Source organism: Sinorhizobium sp. GQ132 (genome assembly GCF_059758575.1).
On record NZ_JCAXDX010000008.1, the window covers coordinates 161,413 to 181,448 of the forward strand.

Below are 20,036 nucleotides of genomic sequence, written 5' to 3' on the forward strand. Positions count from 1 at the left end.
GAGCTCACCGCTTGTCCCTTCTCCCCGCACGCGGGGAGAAGGTCGCGGCAGCGGGATGAGGGGCTTTTCCCCTCCTCGGTGCCTCTACTTCGCAGCCTCGACCGCCGCCACGAGTTCCGTCACCGCCTCTTCCGAGTCGAGTTCGCCGTTGAACTGGCGTGTGACCACGTCGTAGATCGCGTTCTTGACGGCAGCCGGATTGGCATGGCCGTGGGCCATGGAGCCGAAGAGCGTGCCGTTGGTATTTGCTTCCGCGAGGTCCTTGATGCCCTTCTTGCCGCAGGCGTCGAAGTCGGTATCCGGAACGTCGGTGCGGGCGGGAACGGAACCCTTGACGACGTTGAAGGCCGACTGGAAGGCCGGGCTCTCGATTGCCGAGGCCATCTGCAGCTGTGCCGGAACCTTGTCTTCCGAAACCTTGAACATCGCGAACTGGTCGGAATTGAAGGTGACCGAACCTTGCGTTCCGGGGAAGCGCATGCAGACGAAATCGGTGCCGGGCACCTTCTTCGCCTTCAGGAACTCGCCCTTCGCCCAGTCACCCATGAACTGCAGGCCGGCCTTGTTCTCGATGACCATCGCCGAGGCGAGGTTCCAGTCGCGGCCGGAGAAGTTGTCGTCCACATAGGAGCGCAGCTTCGTCATGCGGTCGAAGGCTTCCTTCATCTTGTCGCCGCCGAGCGCCGCCGGATCGAGATCGATGAAAGCCTGCTTGTAGAAGTCGTTGCCCAGCGAAAGAACGACGGCGTCGAAGATCGTCGCGTCCTGCCAGGGCTGGCCGCCATGGGCGACCGGCGTGATGCCCTGCTCTTTGAACTTGTCGAGCAGCGCGATCAGTTCTTCCCAGGTGGTCGGTTCCTTACCGCCGGCCTTGTCGAGGGCGGCCTTGTTGATCCAGACCCAGTTGGTCGAATGGACGTTGACCGGCGCGGCGATCCAGTGTCCGTCATATTTCGAGAACTGCTGCAGTGCCGCCGGAATGACCTTGTCCCAGCCCTCCTTGGAGGCGACCTCGTCCAGATTGCCGAGCGCGCCTTCCTTGGCCCAGTCGAGAATGTCGAAGCCGAGCATCTGCACGGCCGTCGGCGCGTTGCCCGCGGTGACGCGGGCACGAAGCACCGTCATCGCTTCGGTGCCGCCGCCGCCGGCGACCGGCATGTCGGTCCAGCTGATGCCCTTGCTCTCCAGGTCCTTCTTGAGGACGTCGAGGGCCGCGGCTTCGCCGCCGGACGTCCACCAGTGCAGTACTTCCACATTCTCGGCTGCACGCGCAGCTGTCGCCGCCAACATCAGCGCTGCAACAGCAGTCGTCGTCATGAACTTGCGCATCGTTATCCTCCCGTTTGCAAGTTTCCGAAGCGGAACCTCCTCCGCTCTTTTCCGGTGCCGCCCGTTCCCGCGGACGGCTGGCCTGCGACTGACGTCACCCGGCCAATTCAAGACGTTACACCCTTTCGACGATTACGAAACCTCGCCCCTTCCCTTCTTCAGCGCGGCATCCACCAGTTGCTGCGCTGGCCGATATGCATGTTGAGCGTCTTCGTCTCCGTATAGTCCTCGACCGCATGGCGGCCGAGCTCGCGGCCGAGCCCGGATTGCCGGTAGCCGCCGAAAGGCAGCTCCGATGCGCCATCCATGAAGGTGTTCATCCACACAGTGCCGGCGCGTACGCGCCGCCCGATCGTCAGGCAGGTGTCGAAGTCGCGGCTCCAGACCCCGGCGGAAAGCCCGTAATCGATCGAATTGGCGATCCGGATCGCCTCTTCCGTCTTCTCGAAAGTCAAAACGGAGAGAACCGGCCCGAAGACTTCCTCCCGGGCCACCGCCATTTCGGGCCGAACGGCCGACAGAATGGTCGGGGCCATGAACTGTCCCATGCCGAGATCGAGCGTGGTGCCGCCATGGGCTATTCTCGCGCCTTCGTTCGACGCCGAAGAAACATAGCCGGCGATCTTTTGCAGATGCTGCGGCGTGATGATCGCGCCGACCTGCGTTTCAGGGTCGAGCGGATCTCCGACCTTGACCTTGGCCGAGAGGCTGGCGATGCGCGTCGTCACCTCCTCGGCGATATCGCGATGCAGGATCAGCCGCGAGCCGGCATTGCAGCATTCGCCGGCATTGAAATAGGCGCCGAAGACGGCCGCATCGATGAATTCGTCCAGGTTTGCGTCCGGAAAGACGATCTGCGGATTCTTGCCGCCGAGTTCCAGCGAGACCTTCTTCAATGTCTGCGCCGCATTGGCCATGGTCAGCCGGCCGATTCCGGTCGAGCCGGTAAAGGAGACCATGTCGACATGCGGGTGAGTGGTGAGCGGCACGCCGGCCTCCGGCCCCGTGCCGACGATGATGTTCACGACGCCCTGGGGCACGCCGGCCGCTTCCAGAATTTCGCCGAGAACCAGCGTCGAGGCCGAGGTGAGTTCGGAGGGCTTCACCACCGTCGTGCAGCCGGCGGCAAGGGCGAAGGGAAGCTTCTGGCTGACGATCAGGAAAGGGAAGTTCCACGGCGTGATGATCGATACGACGCCGATCGGCTCGCGCAGCACGACGCCGAGCGTACCCTCCCCGAGCGTGTTGTAGCTTTCGCCCGAGAGTTCGCGGGCAAGTGCCGCCGCATAGCGCCAGATGTCGGCGGCGCCCGCCAATTCGCCCTTCGCCTGGCTGATCGGCTTGCCGGATTCGACCGCATCGAGAAAAGCGAGCTCATCCGCGCGCGCGGCAATCATGTCGGCGGCCCTGAGCAGGATCAGCGACCGTTCCGAGGCTGTCATGCGCGGCCACGGACCTTCGTCGAAGGCGCGCCGCGCGGCGGCGATCGCCCGTTCGGCATCCGCTTTCGCCGCCGCCTGATAGCGGCTGACGACGACGCCGTGACCCGGCGCCACGCGCTCGATCGAGCGGCCCTCGGCGCCATCCACCCACTGACCGTCGATCAGCATCCGGAATTCGCGGACCTCGTAATCGCCGAGCGCCTTCGGCCTCACCACCGCCGTCATCACCATTCTCCCTTGAAGCGAGCTTCACGCTTTTCACTGAAGGCGGCTACGCCTTCCTTGAGATCGCCGGTCTTGGCGACGAGGATCGATCCCAACGCTTCCACCGCCGCGCCCTTGTCTTCGCCGCTGGCCGAGGCGATCATCAGCTTCGATATTTCGAGCGCCGCCGGCCCGCGGCCGGCGACCCGCGCGGCGTAGTCGCGCGCCGCCTGCATGACCGCGCCGGTCTCGACCACTGCGTCGATAAGCCCCTCGGCCTTGGCTTCCGCCGCCGAGAACATCTCGCCGCCGAGCACCATGCGGCGAACGATCTGCGCGCCGAAGCGCGCGACCAGGCGCTGCGTGCCCGACCAGCCCGGAACCATGCCGAGGCTCGTCTCCGGCAGGCCGATCTTCACCTGTTTTTCGGCCAGTCGTATATCCGCCGCCGCCGCAAGCTCCAGACCGCCGCCAAGCGCATGGCCGTTGAGTGCCGCGATCACCGGCATGCGCAGCGTGGCGAGCCGTTCGAAAACGCGGTGGCCGAAACGCACCCAATCATGGCCGAAGGCGGCTGGCTCCATGCCGCCCCAGGCCTTGATGTCGCCGCCGGCGGAAAAGGCCTTGCCCTCGCCGGTAAGGATCAGGACGCGCACGTCGCGCTTCGCCTCGGCCGTATCGCAGGCCGCGTCGAGCGCCTTCAGCATGCCGATGTCGAAGGCGTTGAGCTTTTCCGGGCGCGCGACCGTCATGATCGCTATGGGACCGTCGAAATCGATGCGGATGCGTTCGTCAGTCATCGTCGCCTCCCGTGAGGCGGCGCGGCCCCTTGGCGGGCAGCGTCAGGCCGATCGGCCCCTCGCCGAACAGCGCCGGATCCATCGGCTTCAGCGCGTCGGAGACGATAAGCGGAAACTCCGACTGACCAAGGATATCCGTTTCGAGATCGACGCCCGGGGCGATTTCGGTGAGCACCACGCCTTCCAGGGTCAGTTTCATCACGCAGCGCTCGGTGACATAGGTGATGTCCTGCCCCTGCTCGACGGCCCGGCGGCCGGAGAAAGTGACGTGCTCGACCGTGTTGACGAGCTTCTTGAGCTTGCCTTCCTTCTCGATCACGAGCCGCCCGTCGCCGACCGCCAGCTTCGCACCCGCATTGAACATGCCGGAGAAGACGATCTTCTTCGCCCGCGCGGTTATGTCGACGAATCCGCCCGCCCCCGCCGTTACATGCGGGCGGAAGCTGAGCTTCGAGACGTTGACGGAGCCGGTGCGGTCGATCTCCAGGAAGGAGAGCAGAGAAGCATCGAAGCCTGCGCCCTGGAAATAGGTGAACTGGTATGGCGACGGCATGAAGGCGTCCGCATTCGAGGCGCAGCCGAAGGCGAAATCGAGGAGCGGCACGCCGCCGACGGCGCCCTGTTCGATGACCCAGGTCACTGCGCCGTGCAGACCCTCTTCGATGAGGATGCGCGGGACGTTTGCGGAAATGCCGAAACCGAGATTGACCGCACTGCCCGCTTCGAGCTCCTTGGCGACGCGGCGCGCGATCACTTTCTGGATATTGAATTCCGGCAGTCGGAAGCTGTCGAGCGGACGGAATATCTCGCCGGAAATGGCGGGGTCGTAGAGCGTCTGCGTCGCCTGCTTCTGTTCGGGATCCACGACGACATAGTCGACCAGAACGCCCGGTACACGCACATCATGGGGCTTCAGCGAGCCTTCTTTGGCAATGCGTTTCACCTGGGCAATGACGATGCCGCCATTGTTGCGGGCGGCAAGCGCCTGGTCGAGGCCGCCTAGATAGGCGCCCTCGTGCTCATAGGTGAGATTGCCGCGTTCGTCGGCGGTCGTCGCGCGGATGATCGCCACCTGAGGCGCGATCGCCTTGAAATAAAGCCAGTCCTCTCCCTCGAAGGAGATCTTCTTCACCACCGGTTCGGCGGCGGCTGACGCATTCATGGCGCAGCCTTCGCGCGAGGGGTCTACGAAGGTGTCGAGCCCCACCTTGGTCATGACGCCCGGGCGCTTGGCCGCCGCCTCGCGATGCATATCGAAGAGAATGCCCGAGGGAATATTATAGGCGGCCACCTCGTTCGCGCCGATCATCTGCCAGATCAGCGGCGGTTCGGCGCTCGACGGGCCTGAGGGATAGGAGCCGCCGATGATCTTTTTCAGGAGGCCCTTCCTGGCGATATGATCCACACCCTTGATGCCGCTCATGTCGCCGGCGGCGATCGGATGCAGCGTCGTCAGATCGCGCGGGTGTCCGGTCGCATCGAAGCGCTCGCCGATCGCCTTCAGCATCAGGTCCGGGCAGCCAAGCCCACTGGAGGAGGAGACCGAAACGATTGCGCCGTCCGGAATCAAGCCGGCAGCTTCCGCAAGCGAAATATGTTTGCCCGTCATGCGCATCAAAGTCCCGTTTCGATCTCGACGGCACCGCCGGTAGCCGCCGCCTTTACCACCGCAAGCCCGGTGGCGAGCGACCAGACGCCATCCTCGCCGCTCGCCGACGGACGGCCATTGCCCCCGATCGCGGAATGGAATGCCTCGAGCGCCGTCTCGTAGAGATTGCGGTGGTCGAGCGGCAATTCGCTCTCGCCCTCTTCATTGCGCAGCACGACCGTGCCGACAGGCCGCTGCGTCATCACGTTGCGACCGATCAGCGATCCCGCGGTTCCGTGAACTTCGAGACCCGTCTCGGCAAATTTCGTGGTGAAGGCATCGTGAAACTGGGCGATGACGCCGGAGCGGAAGCGGAGCACGCCCATGACTCCGTCCTCGAGTCCTTCCTTGCCCATGCCGGCGCTGTGGCTGATCGCGACGGCCTCGATCGGGTCGTCGTTCAGAACAAAGCGCAGCGTGTCGGCGTCGTGCACGGTGATATCGAGAATGACGCCGCCGCCCGCCTCCGGCCTGTCGAGCCGCCAGCCCTGGAGGTGCGGCGGCAGATAGACGGCATGGAAGACCCGCGCCGCGATCGGCCGGCCGATCCGGCCCGCGGCGATCGCTTCCCGCATGGCCCGATGGGTGGCGGCATTGCGCAAGTGATGATTGGTGCCGAGCACGACGCCGGCCTCGCAGGCCTTGAGCACCATTTCACAGCCGTCATTGAGATTCATCGCCAGCGGCTTCTCGCAGAGAACGTGCTTGCCGGCGCGGATCGCCGCGAGCGCCTGATCGTGGTGAAGCTCGTTCGTCGTGGAGATGTAGACGGCGTCCACGTCGGGATCGCCGACGAGATCGTCGACGCTCGTGACAGCCTTTACGATCCCGTTCTCGGCGGCATAGGCCTCTCCTCGTTCCGCGCTCGAACTCATCACCGAGACGACGTCGCCGCCTGCGGCGCGGATGGCGCCGATCACCCATTCGCGCGCGATCGTGCTCGCGCCGATCAGTCCCCAGCGAATCATGACGAAATCTCCTTCACTCTGCGTCCGACGGCAGCACCGCAGCTCTGACGAATGGCGAGCCGGACCGGGCTGACGATCGCTTCCGGCTCGACACGGCCGCTATTGATCTGTTTCAAGAGCAATTCCGCCGCACGCTCGCCCATGCCATGCGGATCGACCGAGACCGTGGTCAGCGCCGGCACCGCGGTCTTGGCCTCGATCACGTCATCGAAACCGATCACCGCGAAATCCTCGCCGGGCTCCAGCCGGCGCGCACGCAGCCCGTCGCAGACGCCGAAGGCGACGGCATCGTTAAAGCAGAGGGCCGCGGTCGGCCGCTCCTTCAGCATCATCGCCTGCTCGATCGCCGTCACCCCGCCGGCGCGCGAGGGCGCCGAACCGATGACCAGGTCGTCTGAGACCTGGAGGCCGGCCTCCCGAAGGGCATCGCCATAGCCGCGCATGCGCGCTTCGAAGACCGCGGTATCGGCGAAGCCTCCGAGGAAGGCGACGCGGCGATGGCCACGCTCGACCAGATGGCGCACGGCGGCAACGGCGCCGGCATGATTGTCCGAAGTCAAAGAGGATACACCGGCGCCGGGAATGTCGCGCACGACGAGCACGACCGGAATGCCGGCGGCAACGAGCGGCGCGAGATCCGCGGCTTCCGTTCCGCGCGCCGGGGATATGATGAGCCCCGACACCCCGTGCTCGCGCATCGAGGCGATGACCTCGCGCTGGCGGTCGAGCTTTTCGCTCGTATTGGCGAGGAACTGCACGAAACCGGCGGCCTGCACGACCTCATCGACGCCGACCGCGAGCTCCGCAAAGAAGCTGTTCGTGAGATCGTTGACGACGATGCCGATGATCTTCGATCTCGCCTGGCGCAGATTGGCGGCGCTGCGATTGTACACGTAGCCGAGCTCACGGATCACTGCATTGACCTTAGCCCTCGTCGATTCGTTGACGAGCGGACTTGCCTGCAGGACGAGCGACACGGTCGACTTCGACACGCCGGCGGCGCGCGCGATGTCGACAACCGTCACCCGCTCCTTCCCCATGAACATCCTCCCCGAATTTCGTCTCTCTCCTCCTTAATAATTGGAACGTTCCAATTACGTCAAGAGGCGCCTGTTCACATTTTTGCCGACGCCCTGGCAACGCACGGCACTGCAGTGCTCCCTTAAGTAGCTGTTATAACTAACCCGAGAGGATTACCTCATCTCGAAAAGACAGCGATTCCCCGAGGGAGCGCCCCTGCTGCAATGAGAGAGTTAAATTTTCGTCTTGTAATTTGGAACGGTCTAAATTATTCGATGCGATGAGTTAGAGGAGGACAAAAAGCCGATGACCAGCGTTTTTCTGCCGCGCCAGGACGGTTCGCTCGAAGAGTACCGGCTTCGGGGCGAACCGATCACCCGACCCCGAGCGGCCCCGACCTTCAACCGCATCGCCTATGCGGCCGCGCATGTGGTTTCCGATCCGCTTCGCGATAGCGATCCCTGGGGCAATCCGGCAATCGACTGGGAAGCGACGATGGCCTTCCGCCATCACCTGTGGGGCCTCGGCTTCCGGATCGCCGAGGCGATGGATACGGCGCAACGCGGCATGGGACTTACATGGGCGGCGGCGCAGGAGCTGATCCGCCGCTCGCTCGCCGAAGCGCGAAGCGTTCCGGGCGCCGATCTCGCCTGCGGCGCCGGCACCGACCACCTTTCGCCGGCCGACGCGCGCTCGATTGACGATGTCATCGCGGCCTATGAGGAGCAGGTCGGCTTCGTCGAAGCCGAGGGCGGCCGCGCGATCATGATGGCGAGCCGGGCGCTCGCGCGCGTGGCGCGCTCCCCCGACGACTACCGGCGTGTCTACGGCCGCATCCTGTCCCAGACCAGGGACAAGGTCGTACTCCACTGGCTGGGCGACATGTTCGACCCGCAGCTCAAAGGCTATTGGGGCTCGGAAAACTTCGGGCAGGCACTCGAAACCGTGCTGGCCATTATCGGCGAGAACAGCGCCAAGGTAGAGGGAATCAAGATTTCGCTGCTCGACAACGCCAAGGAATTGGCGCTGCGCAGCCGGCTACCCGAGGGCGTGCTCTGCTTCACCGGCGACGATTTCAACTATGCGGAACTGATCGAGGGCGACGGCAACACGTACAGCCACGCACTGCTCGGCATCTTCGACGCCGTCGCGCCGTCGGCCTCGAAGGCGCTCGCGGCCCTCGCCGAAGGCGATCTTGCGACCTTTCGCGGCGTCATAGAGCCGACCGTGCCGCTCTCGCGCAAGATCTTCGAGGCGCCGACGCAATATTACAAGGCCGGCGTCGTCTTCCTGGCCTGGCTGAACGGCCACCAACGGCATTTCACCCTGCCTGCCGGCCTGCAATCGGCTCGCGGATTGCTCCACTATGCCGATATCTTCCGCCTGGCGGATCAGGCCAATGTGCTCGACAAGCCGGAGCTGGCTACTGAGCGGATGCACAATCTGCTGGCTGTGCTGGGGGTGGAGCAGGCGTAGATCTCACCTGCCTTCATCGGGCCGGTTGTGCCCCCTCGTCGCCTTCGCGACCTTCTCCCCGCAAGCGGGGCGAAGGGGCGACGGCGCGCGCGGTCCCCCTCCACACCATAGGCGTAGCCGCAATGAGATCGCCCGTGTGGCGCGTCCCCTCCCGCCGCTTGCGGGGAAAGGATCGGGGGCAATCACCCCCTATATTCTCAAAGACAAGACCCTAAGCCGCCAGCCCCTTCTTCGCCAGCATCGCATCCGGGCTCGGCAGCTTGCCGCGGAAGGCCTTGTAGGCGTCTTCCGGATCGACGGACCCGCCGACCGAGTAGATATTGTCCTTCAGTCTGGCCGCCATCGCCGGGTCGAAGGGATCGCCGGTCTCCTCGAAGGCCGCGAATGCATCGGCGTCGAGCACCTCCGACCACATGTAGGAGTAGTAGCCGGCCGAATAGCCGTCGCCGGAGAAGACGTGAAGGAAATGCGGGCTGCGGTGGCGCATGACGATCGACTGCGGCAGGCCGATCTTCTCGAGCGTCGCCGCTTCGAGCGCCATCGGATCGCCGACCGCTTCCGCCGTGTGATAGGCCATGTCGACGAGCGCCGAGGCGGTAAACTCGACCGTCGCGAAACCGGAATTGAACGTCCGCGCCGCCAAGACCTTGTCGAGCAGCGCCTGCGGCATCGGCTCGCCGGTCCTGTAGTGCACCGCATATTTCCTGAGAATGTCCGGCACCGTCAGCCAATGCTCGTAAAGCTGCGAGGGCAGCTCCACGAAATCGCGCGCGACACCGGTACCCGAAACCGAGGGATAGGTGACATTGGAAAGCATGCCGTGCAGCGCATGTCCGAATTCGTGGAAAAGCGTGCGGGCGTCGTCGATCGAGAGGAGCGCCGGCTTGCCCTCGGCGGGCTTGGCGAAGTTGCAGACATTGTACACGATCGGGATTTCGCCAATTGTGCCGTTCCCGAGCTTCAGCCTGTGCTGCGACTGAAAGGAGCTCATCCATGCGCCGGAGCGTTTCGAGGAGCGCGCGAAATAATCGCCGAGGAAAAGGGCCGTAAGTCTGCCTGAGGCGTCGCGTATCTCGAAGACGCGGACGTCCGGGTGATAGGCGGGAACGCCGTTCTTCTCGGTTGCGGTGATGCCGAAGAGGCGGCCGGCGACGGCGAAGCAGGCGTCGATGATCTTCTCCAGCTGCAGATAGGGCTTCAGTTCGCTTTCCGAAAAGCTGAATTTCCGGGCCCTGAATTTTTCCGCATAGTGTCGCCAGTCCCAAGGCATGACCTCGTGGTTGCGGCCCTCTTCGGCAATGAGCGTGGCGAGTTCCGCCTCCTCTTCCCGGGCCCGCGCCACCGCCTTTTCCCATACCTGCATCAGCAGGCCGTTCACGGCTTCAGGCGTCTTCGCCATGGTATTGTCGAGCTTCAGCGCCGCATAATTCTCATAGCCGAGCAGTTTCGCCTTCTCCGCCCGGAGAGCCAGCGTTTCGGCGATGATGCCGCGATTGTCGGTCTCGCCGCCATTTTCGCCGCGCGCCGTCCAGGCCCTGAAAGCCTGTTCGCGCAGTTCCCGCCTTTCGGAGAAGGTCAGGAACGGCTCGATGATCGAACGCGACAGCGTGACCGCATATTTATCTTCCTCGCCGCGCTCGCGCGCAGCCGCCGCCATCGCATCTCTCAGGAAATCCGGAATCCCCGCCAGGTCCTCTTCGCTCGACAGGATGAGCGCCCAGCCCTTCTCGTCGGCGAGAACGTTCTGCCCGAACCTGGCACCGAGGCCGGCGAGCTTCTCGTTGATCGCCGCGAGACGCTCCTGCTCGGGCTTGTCAAGCTTGGCGCCCGCCTTCACGAAGCTCTTCCAGTGCCGTTCCAGAACGCGCATGGCTTCGACATCGAGGCCGAGCTCTTCCCTTTTCTCCCAGAGTGCGTCGATGCGGCCGAAGAGTGCCGGGTTGGTGCCGATCTTCGAATAATGGCGCGACATTTTCGGTGCGATCTCGCGCTCCAGCGCCTGAATCACCTCGTTCGTATGGGCGCCCGCCTTGCTCCAGAAGAGAGCGGAGACGCGCGAAAGTTCATCGCCGGCGATTTCCAGCGTGGCGACGGTGTTGTCGAAGGTGGGCTCCTCCGGATTGTCGGCAATGGCCTCGATCTCCGCCTCGTGACGCGCCAATGCCGCATCGAAGGCAGGCGCGAAATCCTCGTCCATGATCGCCTCGAACCGGGGCAGGCCCTCGTGTCCGGTCCAGTTGACGAGGGCGGGATTGAGCGAAGCGCTGTCGGTCATCAGGATTCCTTTCGAATGCGGGAGCGCGGCGAAAACCGCAAAGCAGGTGCTTGAAGTGGTCGATCGGCGCCGGACCGTCAAGGTTTGCGCAGGGCGAAAAGGCCGGGCGCTGCGTGCCAGACCGCCTGCGGAAAGGCACCGAAAAGAAGCGTTTCCGACATGGTGAAATCCCCGGTTGAGTTCAGCCATTCGAGCGCCGGCGCGCGATTCCGTCAAGCGGAAACAGGGTAGCGGTGACACCGGAGCACGCACAATTCTTTCGCAGACGCAATTTCCCTTGATACGAAGTTGCGCTAAGAACCCGGCCGAGTTTTCACGCGAGAAGGACTATCCATGACTGTGCGCAATCTCTTCCTTCTGCCCGGCGACGGCATCGGCCCGGAAGCCATGGCGGAAGTCCGCAAGATCATCGCTTACATGAATGCCGAGCGAGACGCCGGCTTCGTGACGGACGAGGGGCTTGTGGGTGGCTCGGCCTATGACGCCCATGGCGCGGCGATCTCCGAAGGGGATATGGCGAAGGCGCTTGCCGCCGATGCGGTGCTCTTCGGCGCCGTCGGCGGACCGAAATGGGATGCGGTGCCCTATGAGGTGCGGCCGGAAGCCGGGCTCCTGCGCCTGCGCAAGGACCTCGAGCTTTTCGCCAACCTTCGCCCCGCCATCTGCTACCCGGCGCTTGCCAACGCATCGTCGCTGAAGCCCGAGCTGGTCGAGGGCCTCGACATCCTCATCGTGCGTGAGCTGACGGGCGGCGTCTATTTCGGCGAGCCCAAGGAGATCATCGATCTCGGCAACGGCCAGAAGCGCGGCATCGACACGCAGGTCTACGACACCTACGAGATCGAGCGCATCGCCGGGGTCGCCTTCGAACTCGCCCGCACCCGCAACAATCGCGTCTGCTCGATGGAAAAGCGCAACGTGATGAAGTCGGGCGTGCTCTGGAACCAGGTCGTGACCGAGACGCACAAGGCGAAGTATTCCGACGTCCAGCTCGAGCACATGCTGGCGGATGCCGGCGGCATGCAGCTCGTGCGGCAGCCGAAGCAGTTCGACGTGATCGTCACCGACAACCTTTTCGGCGACATGCTGTCCGACGTCGCCGCCATGCTGACCGGCTCGCTCGGCATGCTGCCCTCCGCCTCGCTCGGCGCACCGGATGGCAAGACCGGCAAGCGCAAGGCGCTTTACGAGCCGGTGCACGGCTCGGCGCCGGACATCGCCGGCAAGGGCGTCGCCAATCCGATCGCCATGATCGCTTCCTTCGCCATGTGCCTGCGCTACTCCTTCAACCTCGTGAAGGAAGCCGACGGCCTGGAGAAGGCGATCGCCAACGTGCTCGATCAGGGCATCCGCACCGGCGACATCATGGCGGAAGGCTGCCGGAAAGTCGGTACGGCCGAGATGGGCGACGCGATCCTCGCCGAGTTCAAGAGCCTTTCGGCCTGACGACTGCGCATTCGCTCGCGCCCGAATAGTCAAACCGCACCTCCGGCCTTGCCGGGGGTGCTTCGCGTTTACGGGGTCTTGATTTTGCCGGCCGAGCCTTCACATCCATAAGGCGAAGGAAGGAGCAAAATGAACCGAGCGCTTTCACTGACCGTCTGGATCTGGCTGATGACGGTCGTCCTCGTCGTCGCCTTCACCCCTTTCGACCCGCATCTTTCCGAATGGGCGCAAGGTCTGCCGAAGGAGATCGTCGGCTTCAACCGCGCCATCACCGATATCGGCACCTTCGCCTGGATGATCTACAGCTCGGCCCTGCTGCTGCTGATCGCCTTCGTCGTCCGCCGATCCTCCGCGCGCGACACCTTGCGGCAGAGGGCGCGCGCGGCGCGCAATCTGTCCGCCTATTTCCTGCTGACGATCGGCACGGCGAGCGCGCTGGTGCATGGCCTGAAATTCCTGATCGGCCGCGCCCGTCCCGAGCTCCTTGCAGATTACGGCCCCTACAGCCTCACGCCGTTTACCGGCGACACGCTGTTCGAAAGCTTCCCGTCGGGACATTCCACGGCGGCCGGCGCCTTCTTCGGCGCCTTCGCGATGGTGATGCCGCAGCTTCGGCCGCTGTTTCTGCTGCTGGCCCTGCTCGTCGGCATCTCGCGCGTCGTGGTCGGCGCGCATTATCCGAGCGATGTCGCCGCCGGCCTGCTGCTTGGGCTCTGGGTCGCGCTGATGATGGCTTTCCTCTTTGCCCGGCAGGGCTGGCTGTTCAAGCGCGGTGCGGCCGGCTGGCCTGTGTTGAGGCATGTGGAGCACAAGGCCGAGGAAAGGGGAGCCGAGTAGATCGAAAAAAGCCGGCGCGGAAGCCGCGCCGGAGTCAGGAGAGCTGTTGAGATGGCGGAATGGGAAACACGCTCCCATCCCGCTCCCGTAAGCCGGCTCACTCCATCGTGTGGATATCCCGGTCCTTCGTCTCGGGCAGGAACAGAAGACCGATCACCAGCGTGATGCCCGCGAAAACGATCGGGTACCAGAGGCCGTAGTAGATATCGCCCTTTGCCGCGCTCATCGCGAAGGCCGTTGCCGGGAGCAGCCCGCCGAACCAACCATTGCCGATATGGTAGGGCAGCGACATGCCGGTATAGCGGATGCGGGTCGGGAAGAGTTCGACGAGCAGCGCCGCAATCGGGCCGTAGACCATCGTCACATAGATGACGAGCACGGTCAGTACGGCAATGATCACCGTCCAGTTGACGCGGGCCGCGTCGGCCACCATCGTGAAGGCGCCGCCCTTGTCTATGCTGTAGACCGCCATTTCGGTGGCGCTGCCGACTTCTTCCTGGGTGAGCAGCTTGTCGGCGACGAGCTTGTCGGCCGGCACCATGGCCTTTTCCCCGGCGCGCACGGCAGCGGCGTCGAGGGCAAGTTCCGGATTGGCAGCGACGAAGGCGTCGAGCTTCGATTCCGGAACCTTGGCAACACCGCGCACCAGCGGATAGCCGGAGGCCTGCAGCGCCATGTTGATCTGCTTGCCGAAAGCCGCTTCCTCGGCCTTGGCCCTGTCGCCGGCCGCAATGGCGTCGAAGCTGGTGATCGTCGTTTCGCCGATCTTCACCGTCGCCGGCGTACCCGCAGCCGCCGTGGTCACGACGTCATAGGGAACCGAGTTCTTGGTCAGGAAGGCGGTGGCGATGTCGCAGGAGGTGGTGAACTTCGCCGTGCCCGTCGGGTTGAACTGGAACTTGCAGTCGCCCGGAGCCGCGGTGACGGTGGCGCGAACGTTCTGCTGCGCTTCCGCAAGCGCGGGGTTGCCGGCCCAGGTCATCGCCTTGAACAGCGGGAAGTAGGTGAGCATGGCAAGCAGGAGGCCCGCCATGATGATCGGCTTGCGGCCGATCTTGTCCGACAGCCAGCCGAAGAAGACGAAAAAGCCTGTGCCGAGAAGGAGCGAGGCGGCAACCATCAGGTTTGCCGACTGGCCGTCGATCTTCAGAATGCTCTGCAGGAAGAACAGCGCGTAGAACTGGCCGGAATACCAGACCACAGCCTGGCCGACGACCGCGCCGAAGAGCGCCAGAAGGGCGATCTTGGCGTTGCGCCACTGGCCGAAAGCTTCCGTCAGCGGCGCCTTCGAACCCTTGCCCTCTTCCTTCATTTTCTTGAAGGCAGGAGACTCGTTCATCTTCAGGCGGATCCAGACGGAGACGCCGAGCAGCACGAAAGAGAGCAGGAAGGGTATGCGCCAGCCCCACTCGGCAAAAGCTTCCTTGCCCAGCATGTACTGGACCAGAAGGATAACCACCAGCGAGAGGAAGAGACCAAGGGTCGCCGTCGTCTGGATCCACGAGGTGAAATAGCCGCGGCGGCCGTGCGGCGCATGCTCTGCCACATAGGTTGCGGCGCCCCCGTATTCACCGCCGAGCGCAAGACCCTGCAGGAGGCGGAGCACGATCAGGATGATCGGAGCCGCAATGCCGATCGAGGCGGCACCGGGCAGGACGCCGACGAGGAAGGTCGACAGGCCCATGATCAGAATGGTGACGAGGAACGTGTATTTGCGGCCGACGAGGTCGCCCAGGCGGCCGAAAACCAGCGCGCCGAACGGCCGGACAAGGAAGCCGGCGGCGAAGGCGAGAAGCGCAAAGATGTTGCGCGTGGTCTCGGGATACTGGCTGAAGAAGGTTGCACCGATATAAACGGCAAGCGAACCGTAAAGATAGAAATCATACCATTCGAAGACGGTACCGAGCGACGAGGCGAAGATGACCTTCTTCTCCTCGCCGGTCATCGGGCCGGCTTTTGTGCCGCCCGCTGTCACGACGTTTGCCATTTTGATATCCTCCACTCCAAAATCGGTCTATTGGAGCGCCCATTCCCCGGTCCGGACATTCCTCCCTGAACGTCGGGTCCCCTTTGACATCCGGGCGTGGTGCGCCTCGCAACAAGATGTCAGAAAAGTGGCACGTGAGGCAGGGATGCTTTGGGCTTATGACTTTCGTCTAATGCCGGGATCCCACGCTCGCGCCCCGCACCTCATGAAGTCTTCCCTCGTGCGGCCGCCAGCGCTGCCTTCCGTGCCGACCACTAGGGAGGCTCCGCGGCTTGACTCTTGCCGAAAAGCCGGTAAGAGCAGCGGCGAACGAGGAAACCGCCATGGGACCGAAGGGTTCGTCCATCGCTGCGCTGAATTTGCCGGCCCATACCGCCGGGCGGATCAGCCATTTCTCGCTCGCGCGCAAAACCACGGCCAAAACGACGACGAAAACCGTCTGACGTCTCTGGCCTCCGCTCTCTCCCCGGTAAGGCCGGGGACAGGAACTTCGCGGTCGCACCGCGCAGTTTCCCCCTCCACCAGACGAGGAGAGACAGAAAGAGAGCTTAGACCATGGGTTTCAAAATTGCTGTCGCAGGCGCCACCGGCAATGTCGGCCGGGAGATGCTGAACATTCTTTCCGAGCGCGGCTTTCCGGCCGACGAAGTGGTGGCGCTCGCCTCCTCGCGCTCGGTCGGCACCGAGGTCTCCTACGGCGACAAGACGCTGAAGGTGACGAACCTCGACACCTATGATTTCTCCGACACCGACATCTGCCTGATGTCGGCCGGCGGCGCCGTCTCGCAGAAATACTCGCCGAAGATCGGCCGGGAGGGTTGCGTCGTCATCGACAATTCCTCGGCCTGGCGCTACGACGCCGATGTTCCGCTGATCGTACCGGAAGTGAACGCGGACGCGATCGCGCAGTTCTCCAAGAAAAACATCATCGCCAATCCGAATTGCTCGACGGCGCAGCTCGTGGTGGCGCTGAAGCCGCTGCACGACCATGCCAAGATCAAGCGCATCGTCGTTTCCACCTATCAGTCGGTTTCCGGCGCCGGCAAGGACGGCATGGACGAGCTCTTCAACCAGACCCGCGCTGTCTTCGTCGCCGATCCGATCGAGAGCAAGAAGTTCACCAAGCGCATCGCCTTCAACGTCATTCCGCACATCGACGTCTTCATGGAGGACGGCTACACCAAGGAAGAGTGGAAGGTACTGGCCGAAACCAAGAAGATGCTCGACCCGAAGATCAAGGTGACCTGCACGGCCGTGCGCGTTCCGGTCTTCATCGGTCATTCGGAATCGGTCAATATCGAATTCGAGAACGAGATCACCGCCGACGAGGCGCGCGAGATCCTGCGTGAAGCGCCGGGCTGCCTGGTCGTCGACAAGCATGAGAACGGCGGCTATGTGACGCCTTACGAATGCGCCGGCGAGGACGCGACCTACATCTCGCGCATCCGCGAGGATGCGACGGTCGAAAACGGCCTCAACATGTGGATCGTCTCGGACAACCTGCGCAAGGGCGCGGCGCTCAACGCGGTGCAGATCGCAGAGCTGCTGATCAACCGCGGCCTGATCAAGCCGCGCAAGCAGGCGGCTTGATCGGCCTCGGCCGGGCAAAACTTTAAGCCCCGCCTGCCTCGTTACGGCGACAGGCGGGGTTCGCAGTTCGTCGGCGGCCAATGGATTCACGTGAAACCATCGTGCCGGCGGCGAGCGGATGACGAAGCGGCATTTCGAAGGCAACAAATTCGGGCAATCGACGGGGTAATCCATGCATAGGGTGAAGAGCGCAGCAGCGGGCCTGGCGGCCCTGATCTCAACCGTAATTCTTCCGGCGGACGCCTCTGCGGCGCAGTGCGGCAATGACGGCAGCGGCTTCTCCGCCTGGCTGTCGGAATTCAAGCGCGAAGCCGCCGGGAACGGCATCAGCCCTTCGGTGATCGACCAGGCACTCGCCAACGTCTCCTACAGCAGGGCGACGATCCGCGCCGATCGCGGCCAGAAGAGCTTCAAGCTGTCGCTCGACCAGTTCATGCAGAAGCGCGGCGGTCAGGTGATCATTTCGCGCGGCAAGAAGCTGCGGGCGCAGAACGCCAAGCTCTTCCAGAGCATCGAGCAGCGCTACGGCGTTCCCGCCGGCCCACTGATCGCCATCTGGGGCATGGAGACCGGCTTCGGCTCGTTCCTGGGCAAGGAACACACGCTTTCCGCCGTCTCGACGCTCGCCTATGATTGTCGCCGCTCCGACTATTTCACCAACCAGCTTTACGCCGCCCTCCAGCTCGTCGAGCGCGGCGACCTCAGCCCGGCCGCCCGCGGGGCGGCGCACGGCGAGATCGGGCAGACGCAATTCCTCCCGGTGAACGTGCTGAAATACGGCGTGGACGGGGACGGCAACGGCCATGTCGACATGGTCCGCTCCAAAGCGGATGCGCTTGCCTCAACCGCAAATTTCTTGCGCGGCCATGGTTGGCAGCCGGGCGGCGGCTATCAGCCGGGCGAGGTCAACTTCGCCGCCATCCAGGGCTGGAATGCCGCCAGCGTCTATCAGCAGGCGATCGCCATCATCGGCGCCGAAATCGACGGCAGGTGACAGTGCGTTTGCCCCTCAGCCCGCTGCCGCGACTTCTCTCCCGCTAGCGGGGGGAGAAGGGACAGGCGGGCGGATGAGGGGCCTGAACGGCGACCGTTACGTTCCCGGTCGGGAAAAATCGCCGGTCTTCGCGTCCATCACCCAGAGCTCGCCGGTCGAGATGTCGAACCATGCGCCGTGGAGACGAAGCTTTCCCTTCGACTCCAGAACGTTCACGCAGGGGAACGTCCTCAGATTGGCGATCGAATTGCGGATCGAGACCCGCTCGAGCGCACGCTGTCGTTCCGCCGGAGTCATCACGTCATTGCTCTGGATCTGCTCGGCGGCCGGTTTCAGGAGGTTCATCCAGCGGCCGATGAAATCGCCCGGGGAGAGGGGCTCGGCGTCCGGGTCGAGTGCCGCCTTGATGCCGCCGCAGCGCCCGTGGCCCATGACCACGATGTTGGTGACCCGCAGCGACTGGACCGCGAATTCGAGCGCGGCCGAGGTCGAATGATAATGTCCGTCCGGTTCATAGGGCGGCATCATGTTGGCGACGTTGCGCACGACGAAGAGTTCTCCCGGGCCGGCATCGAAGATCGTTTCGGGCGCGGCGCGGGAGTCGCAACAGGCGATGACCATCGTCCTCGGTTTCTGACCGCTCTCGGCGAGGGTTTTGTAGCGCTGCTGCTGTTCGGTGAAGCGCCCGCTCATGAAATTGCGGTAGCCGGTCAGAAGATGTTCCGGAAAGCCCTGTATATCCATCGGTAACCCCGTTTCATCCACTCGTTCCTGCTGCATCGTCCTGGTGCTCCTGTCTTTGATCGGAATTCAAGGAAACATGCGGGTAGCGTGTCTGAAAGACGCACCGGGAACCATGAAGCGTCGAACTGTTACAGCGTGCTCCCGCCATCCGAAAGGGCGAAATGCGTCTATGAGGCAATTCTTCCATATCTGACGCTATTTCTTCCGCGCCTGGCTCGGATGCATGAGGCGGCGCATCTGCACCATTGCCATCGGCGTCGCCAGGCTCGATGCATCCTGTTCGAGCGTCAGCTCGTCGGAATCGCGCTTACGGCTTCTCGCAATGATCTCGTAGACGCTGGCGGTCGCCATCTGCAGCGCGCGTTCCTCCGGAAGCCCTTCCAGCAGGCGCGCCAGGAATACGGCCGAGAGCAGATCGCCGGTGCCGTTCGGAGGATTGTCGATCAGGCGGTGCTCGGCAAGCAGCGCATGGCGTCCGGACAGGTAAAGATTGCCCGTGCCGCCGCTCATCATCGGTATCGCCGATGTCACCAGCACGCGTGACGGCCCGAGGTCGACCGCCGCGTCGAGGATGGCCGCATTCGTCTCGAGCGAAGCACCTGCCAACCAGGAAAGCTCGAACCGGTTGGGCGTGGCCAGCGTCGCAAGCGGCAGCAGCAGGTCGCGGATGGCGCTGGCGATCTCCACCGGGACGTAGAGGCCACCCGCATCGCCAAGAATCGGATCGCAGGCATAGAAGAGCGCGGGATTGCGCTGGCGCAGCGCCTTCACGAGGCCGGCAACGACCGCCGCCTGTTCGGGGGAACCCAGATAGCCGGACAGCACCGCGCGCACCTCACCGATCCAGGGCGCAGCGACGAGATCGTCGATGATCGAGCGGAAGTCCTCGTCCGGCATGGTCACCCGCGTCGACCGACCGTGTCCCGGATGCCAGGGAAGCACGACCGTCGGCAGGGCCCAGACCCGGTGGCCGAGCATTTCCAGCGCGAAGACGGCAGCGCGGTTGCCCACCGCGCCGCGCACCACATGACTCGAAATGACGATGACGGCACCGGGCGCGGCAGGCGTGTCGGACATTGGGAGACCCCGTTATTCGCTTTCGAAGTGTGATCGCCCGCCCCTCACGGACTGTCAACTGCCGCTCGTGCAGACCCACGTGACAGAAACTTCGGCGTTTTCGTTCGTTTTTGCGGTTTTTCGGGAAATTTTTGCAAAATCGGCTTCGATTTAAATGGATTTAGGTCGAATCTACGTGATTTTCTCCAAAATCCGGCTC

At 63.8% G+C, this 20,036-nt stretch carries 16 protein-coding genes; 6 read left to right on the forward strand and 10 right to left on the reverse strand.

Features of this window, described 5'->3' with window-relative positions:
* Window positions 1–84 precede the first annotated feature (84 nt).
* The 6 genes from AC6CIG_RS20740 to AC6CIG_RS20765 form a co-directional block, all read right to left on the reverse strand.
* A complete protein-coding gene (locus tag AC6CIG_RS20740) occupies window positions 85–1,329 on the reverse strand; it encodes an ABC transporter substrate-binding protein (RefSeq protein WP_018098729.1) in 1,245 nt (414 codons plus the stop codon).
* Window positions 1,330–1,487: 158 nt separating this feature from the next.
* Window positions 1,488–2,996 carry an aldehyde dehydrogenase family protein gene (locus tag AC6CIG_RS20745; RefSeq protein WP_127710457.1) on the reverse strand — a complete coding sequence of 503 codons (1,509 nt, stop codon included), beginning with the start codon at window positions 2,994–2,996 and terminating at the stop codon, window positions 1,488–1,490.
* Window positions 2,996–3,775, reverse strand: a complete 780-nt coding sequence (locus AC6CIG_RS20750; RefSeq protein ID WP_102761828.1) for an enoyl-CoA hydratase/isomerase family protein — start codon at window positions 3,773–3,775, stop codon at window positions 2,996–2,998. Before AC6CIG_RS20750 ends, AC6CIG_RS20745 begins: the two co-directional genes overlap by 1 nt.
* Window positions 3,768–5,390, reverse strand: coding sequence for an acyl CoA:acetate/3-ketoacid CoA transferase (locus AC6CIG_RS20755; protein WP_127710459.1), 1,623 nt, complete (start codon window positions 5,388–5,390; stop codon window positions 3,768–3,770). The genes AC6CIG_RS20750 and AC6CIG_RS20755 overlap by 8 nt, the downstream gene beginning before the upstream one ends.
* A complete protein-coding gene (locus AC6CIG_RS20760) occupies window positions 5,390–6,391 on the reverse strand; it encodes a 1,5-anhydro-D-fructose reductase (protein WP_018098725.1) in 1,002 nt (333 codons plus the stop codon). The genes AC6CIG_RS20755 and AC6CIG_RS20760 overlap by 1 nt, the downstream gene beginning before the upstream one ends.
* Window positions 6,388–7,431 (reverse strand): LacI family DNA-binding transcriptional regulator, encoded by a 1,044-nt coding sequence (locus AC6CIG_RS20765; protein ID WP_100672658.1) that lies wholly within the window; start codon window positions 7,429–7,431, stop codon window positions 6,388–6,390. Before AC6CIG_RS20765 ends, AC6CIG_RS20760 begins: the two co-directional genes overlap by 4 nt.
* Before the next feature lie 286 nt (window positions 7,432–7,717).
* Between AC6CIG_RS20765 and AC6CIG_RS20770 the strand changes: the two genes are divergently transcribed.
* The gene (locus AC6CIG_RS20770; RefSeq protein ID WP_127710461.1) at window positions 7,718–8,887 is read left to right on the forward strand and encodes a dihydrodipicolinate synthase family protein; all 1,170 of its coding nucleotides are present in this window, start codon (window positions 7,718–7,720) and stop codon (window positions 8,885–8,887) included.
* Window positions 8,888–9,098: 211 nt separating this feature from the next.
* Here the strand turns inward: AC6CIG_RS20770 and AC6CIG_RS20775 are convergent, their stop codons facing one another.
* Window positions 9,099–11,162, reverse strand: coding sequence for a M3 family metallopeptidase (locus AC6CIG_RS20775; RefSeq protein WP_127710463.1), 2,064 nt, complete (start codon window positions 11,160–11,162; stop codon window positions 9,099–9,101).
* 333 nt (window positions 11,163–11,495) lie between these two features.
* Between AC6CIG_RS20775 and leuB the strand changes: the two genes are divergently transcribed.
* Complete coding sequence (gene leuB, locus AC6CIG_RS20780; RefSeq protein ID WP_127710465.1) at window positions 11,496–12,608, forward strand: 3-isopropylmalate dehydrogenase; 1,113 nt, start codon at window positions 11,496–11,498, stop codon at window positions 12,606–12,608.
* A 129-nt stretch (window positions 12,609–12,737) separates the two neighbouring features.
* Window positions 12,738–13,445, forward strand: coding sequence for a phosphatase PAP2 family protein (locus tag AC6CIG_RS20785; protein WP_127710467.1), 708 nt, complete (start codon window positions 12,738–12,740; stop codon window positions 13,443–13,445).
* A gap of 97 nt (window positions 13,446–13,542) precedes the next feature.
* On the opposite strand, the gene AC6CIG_RS20790 is transcribed toward AC6CIG_RS20785, so the two are convergent.
* Entirely contained in the window at window positions 13,543–15,432 is a 1,890-nt protein-coding gene (locus tag AC6CIG_RS20790) for an MFS transporter (protein WP_127710469.1), read from the reverse strand.
* A gap of 272 nt (window positions 15,433–15,704) precedes the next feature.
* Here AC6CIG_RS20790 and AC6CIG_RS20795 point away from each other — a divergent pair, with 272 nt between their 5' ends.
* From AC6CIG_RS20795 to AC6CIG_RS20805, 3 genes are all read left to right on the forward strand, one after another.
* On the forward strand, window positions 15,705–15,875 hold the full coding sequence (locus AC6CIG_RS20795) for a hypothetical protein (RefSeq protein WP_018098718.1): 171 nt from the start codon (window positions 15,705–15,707) through the stop codon (window positions 15,873–15,875).
* 112 nt (window positions 15,876–15,987) lie between these two features.
* Window positions 15,988–17,022 (forward strand): aspartate-semialdehyde dehydrogenase, encoded by a 1,035-nt coding sequence (locus AC6CIG_RS20800; protein WP_003531790.1) that lies wholly within the window; start codon window positions 15,988–15,990, stop codon window positions 17,020–17,022.
* A gap of 172 nt (window positions 17,023–17,194) precedes the next feature.
* Entirely contained in the window at window positions 17,195–18,016 is an 822-nt protein-coding gene (locus tag AC6CIG_RS20805) for a lytic murein transglycosylase (RefSeq protein WP_018098717.1), read from the forward strand.
* Between the two features lie 96 nt (window positions 18,017–18,112).
* Here the strand turns inward: AC6CIG_RS20805 and AC6CIG_RS20810 are convergent, their stop codons facing one another.
* Window positions 18,113–18,796, reverse strand: a complete 684-nt coding sequence (locus tag AC6CIG_RS20810) for a carbonic anhydrase (RefSeq protein WP_018098716.1) — start codon at window positions 18,794–18,796, stop codon at window positions 18,113–18,115.
* Between the two features lie 159 nt (window positions 18,797–18,955).
* Window positions 18,956–19,837 (reverse strand): pyridoxal kinase PdxY, encoded by an 882-nt coding sequence (pdxY, locus tag AC6CIG_RS20815; RefSeq protein ID WP_018098715.1) that lies wholly within the window; start codon window positions 19,835–19,837, stop codon window positions 18,956–18,958.
* Window positions 19,838–20,036 lie beyond the last annotated feature (199 nt).

Bases quoted from the DNA above. Each gene is read 5' to 3' on its own strand.
- AC6CIG_RS20740 (WP_018098729.1), bottom strand. From the start codon at position 1,329: ATGCGCAAGTTCATGACGACGACTGCTGTTGCAGCGCTGATGTTGGCG.
- AC6CIG_RS20755 (WP_127710459.1), bottom strand. From the start codon at position 5,390: ATGCGCATGACGGGCAAACATATTTCGCTTGCGGAAGCTGCCGGCTTG.
- AC6CIG_RS20785 (WP_127710467.1), top strand. From the start codon at position 12,738: ATGAACCGAGCGCTTTCACTGACCGTCTGGATCTGGCTGATGACGGTC.
- AC6CIG_RS20760 (WP_018098725.1), bottom strand. From the start codon at position 6,391: ATGATTCGCTGGGGACTGATCGGCGCGAGCACGATCGCGCGCGAATGG.
- AC6CIG_RS20810 (WP_018098716.1), bottom strand. From the start codon at position 18,796: ATGCAGCAGGAACGAGTGGATGAAACGGGGTTACCGATGGATATACAG.
- AC6CIG_RS20745 (WP_127710457.1), bottom strand. From the start codon at position 2,996: ATGACGGCGGTGGTGAGGCCGAAGGCGCTCGGCGATTACGAGGTCCGC.
- AC6CIG_RS20770 (WP_127710461.1), top strand. From the start codon at position 7,718: ATGACCAGCGTTTTTCTGCCGCGCCAGGACGGTTCGCTCGAAGAGTAC.
- AC6CIG_RS20790 (WP_127710469.1), bottom strand. From the start codon at position 15,432: ATGGCAAACGTCGTGACAGCGGGCGGCACAAAAGCCGGCCCGATGACC.
- AC6CIG_RS20765 (WP_100672658.1), bottom strand. From the start codon at position 7,431: ATGGGGAAGGAGCGGGTGACGGTTGTCGACATCGCGCGCGCCGCCGGC.
- AC6CIG_RS20800 (WP_003531790.1), top strand. From the start codon at position 15,988: ATGGGTTTCAAAATTGCTGTCGCAGGCGCCACCGGCAATGTCGGCCGG.
- leuB (WP_127710465.1), top strand. From the start codon at position 11,496: ATGACTGTGCGCAATCTCTTCCTTCTGCCCGGCGACGGCATCGGCCCG.
- AC6CIG_RS20775 (WP_127710463.1), bottom strand. From the start codon at position 11,162: ATGACCGACAGCGCTTCGCTCAATCCCGCCCTCGTCAACTGGACCGGA.
- AC6CIG_RS20750 (WP_102761828.1), bottom strand. From the start codon at position 3,775: ATGACTGACGAACGCATCCGCATCGATTTCGACGGTCCCATAGCGATC.
- pdxY (WP_018098715.1), bottom strand. From the start codon at position 19,837: ATGTCCGACACGCCTGCCGCGCCCGGTGCCGTCATCGTCATTTCGAGT.
- AC6CIG_RS20805 (WP_018098717.1), top strand. From the start codon at position 17,195: ATGCATAGGGTGAAGAGCGCAGCAGCGGGCCTGGCGGCCCTGATCTCA.